4 protein-coding genes are annotated in these 3016 nt (G+C 62.0%); all 4 read right to left on the bottom strand.

What is annotated here, in order from left to right; genetic code table 11:
• Positions 1 to 523 (bottom strand): conjugal transfer protein TraN (gene traN / locus C998_RS14265; protein ID WP_196799395.1); only part of this gene is annotated, 523 nt, incomplete at its 3' end.
• Positions 524 to 537: 14 nt separating this feature from the next.
• Positions 538 to 1335, bottom strand: a complete 798-nt coding sequence (trbC, locus tag C998_RS0113745; protein WP_018871450.1) for a type-F conjugative transfer system pilin assembly protein TrbC — start codon at positions 1333 to 1335, stop codon at positions 538 to 540.
• Positions 1336 to 1354: 19 nt separating this feature from the next.
• Positions 1355 to 2371, bottom strand: a complete 1017-nt coding sequence (locus C998_RS0113750) for a TraU family protein (RefSeq protein WP_231365016.1) — start codon at positions 2369 to 2371, stop codon at positions 1355 to 1357.
• 8 nt (positions 2372 to 2379) lie between these two features.
• Positions 2380 to 3016, bottom strand: a 637-nt coding sequence (gene traW / locus C998_RS0113755) for a type-F conjugative transfer system protein TraW (RefSeq protein ID WP_231365017.1), incomplete at its 5' end; no start/stop codon positions are given.

Raw genomic sequence — 3016 nt, forward strand, 5'->3', positions numbered from 1 at the left:
CCCGCGTTTCCGGGCCTTCGACGCAGACCCGTTCCTGCTGCTCACAATAGGAATCGGTCTCCGCGCCTTCACATTCCTCGTAGTCCAGTTTGTCCTCGACAATGACAAACTCTTCCCCAAGATGCACCGTTTCTTCAGGCTGGGGTTCAACATCCTCCTCACACTGGAAGACCCGCGATTCCCGAATACACTGACCGCGATGGTCCTCCTCAACGCATTCGCTGGAGACCTCGAAGCACCCCTCTTCTTTCAGTGGCGTGCAGAAGTTTTGGTCCTCGGTCAAACAGGCGTAGGTGGACTCGTACTCCCAGCAGTCGCGGTGAATATCGGTCCCCGCGATCTCCTCGGTGCCGGATCGCACGCACTCGGTCTGAATGGCCGTGCAGCTCACATACTGGCTTCCATCGAAGGTGTCGGGGTTGTATTCCTGCGGCACGGCCGAAGCCGCGAGCGGAGAAAGCATGATCGCGGCTACGATCAATCTGGAGACCAGGGAGAAATGCTGGAAGGGATACATCGTCATGTCCTGGTTGGGCGTCAATCCGAGTCGAGGGTCGCGCGGTAATTCGAGGCCACGTCGCTCCACGCGGCCGAGTCCGCCTGTCGCTCAATGGTTTGCAAGGCGTAATCGAGGGATACGTCGCCGGACACGATCACGGCCGGGAACTCCTCGTCAGGCGCGGCACAGACCCCGGCCCCCTGATCCGAACAGGACGACGCCAACAACGATTCCGGCTCCTTGACCAGTGCAAAGGTGGGAACGCGCTCGATGTTGAGCGCGGTGAACAGCCGGGGGTCGATGTTGAAGTGAACGTCAGTGGACAGGCCGACCAGCTCCTGCGCCTTTTGCGCGGTTTCCTGGTAGGAATCCTTGTGCATCCCTTGCATCAGGACCGTGCCACCGGCCCGGTTCACCTCTTGGATGAGGTTCTTCAGGCTTTCATCCGGCATTGAGAAGCTAACAAAGGCGATAAGCTGAACGCCTCCATCGGTGAGTTCACGGGGATCGGGCAGGCGCAGGTCACCGGCCTCGATGTCACGCAGAAACTCATCGACCGGCGCCTGGCTTGCCGCATCCACCTCGAACTCCGGCACGGCGACCTCGGGCAACGGTCGGTCACCAGAAGGCATCCGGTCCTCCGTGTCTTCCAGTTCCGGAGAGCCCAGGCGTTTGTCCTCCAGACGCTCGGCCGCACCATCCCGGAATCGTTCGGTGCGGTCCTCCGCTTCCTGAAGAACCCCCTCCACATCGGAGAGCGCGATGGTGGGCAGCGCATAGGCCGAAAGCGCCAACACCAGGGCCGTCGAGGCGTATCGAACTGTGGATTTGGTCATAGTGATGGCTCCGGATGGCTCAGAACGGGGTCAAGCCGCCCTGGCAGCAGTCACGTTTACGGAAGACCTGGAACGCGAAGTCCTCGCCCTCATATGGGTACTCCTTTCCCGCCGCCCACTCCTGAGTGGTCCGACCAAGGGGCTGGCAGCACTCCCCACGGATTTTTCGGGTCTGCGGGACCGGGTAGAGCATCGTGTATTTGTACGAAGTCTTGTCCATGATCGGCTGGGGGTAGTACCCGCACAGGCCCGCGTTGCCATTGGCCGCCCAGAGATTCATCTGGCGGTGCATCTTTGCGAGAAGCCGCTGGAGGACCAGAGAGGCGGTCTGAGGGCCACTGGTGTGCTGTGCGACGTTGCCGGTGAGCGGATACAGCGGCCCCTGGCATCCCGCGCACCAATAAAGCTCGTTGCTCGGGAAATCAGCCGTGGCCTGAATACAGTCCGCCGTGCAGGCGATGTTGGCGGCGAGCGACGTAAAGAGGTTGGCGTCCGGGTTCAGGATCAGCGTCAGCTCGTCGTCATTCCACATCGGATCGACTTCGGTGAGATACGCGATGTCGAAAGGGCTCTTTTCCAGGCAAGGATTGTCCAGCAGGATTTCGAGCCAATAGAGGATCGGGTCCATGTAGTAATGGGCCTGATAGAAGGCGGTCGTCTGTCCGGACTCCTGGCCGGTCCCTGAAAGCGATCGCCCGTGTTCCGGAGCGTCGAAGCCGGGGTCCACCTCAATGCCGCCGAGGGACACCATGCAAAACGGCTTCCGGTTCACGTCAATGCGGCGGATCGGCTCCCAGAACGACATGGTTAGCCCAACGTCAATGCCGCAGTTGCACAACGGGCCGGAGGGGCCATCTATGTCGGATTGGCCGTCATCCATAACCGTCACGCCACCGACCTTGATCGGATAGATGCACGACCAGCACAGGTCCGTGATCGGGTTGGCGAATGATCCCGTGCAGGTCGTCGCGCTCGCGTTGGGAACGGCAACAAACGCCAGCGCCCCCAGGGCCGCCCCGGCGATCCACTTCATCATCGACTGCATCAGCGTGGCCCTCTGCCTGTCATGCTTTCGTATTCGAGCGTGAGCACCCGCTTGCCGGGCTCCTGGTACACGCGCACCGGCACGGCGCCGATACCGAGCTGCCGAATCAAGGCGCCGTCCTGGTCGTAGAAAACCTGCTCTTCCCACTCGCGCATCAGCTCCAGATAGGAACCGGCGACGAGGATCGGCCGTGGCACCTTGCCCGCGTCCCGCGCCTCCTCCATCCGCTCGCGCGCCCACGCCACCTGGCGGCGGTCGCGGCCGTCGAAAAAGAGCATTTCGCGGGTCATGGTGATGGTGTCGAGCGGGTTGACCGTGGTGCCTTTCTCCACGATCACCTGCCCCTCGTGGTCCCGGATGTCGCGGGCCGCCATGATCGAGGGGTCGTGGTACTGCACCGTGTCGTAGTCGAGCGTCGGGAGTTCGGTCGGCTCGGGGTTTTCCAGCGAATCCAGTGCTTGCTCGATGGCTTCCTCCTTGAGCTGGTCCAGCTCGCCGGAGCGCTCGCGCTTGAGAAGCTGCTGCTCGATCCATTCGAGCATGTTGGCTTCCGCAATCGGGTAGACCGGACCCACGGCACCGAGGTCTTCCCGGCCCATCAAGGGAGCCGGTTCAGGAAGCGGTTGTGGCTCGGGG

The organism is Thioalkalivibrio sp. ALgr3 (genome assembly GCF_000377325.1).
GTDB lineage: Bacteria > Pseudomonadota > Gammaproteobacteria > Ectothiorhodospirales > Ectothiorhodospiraceae > Thioalkalivibrio.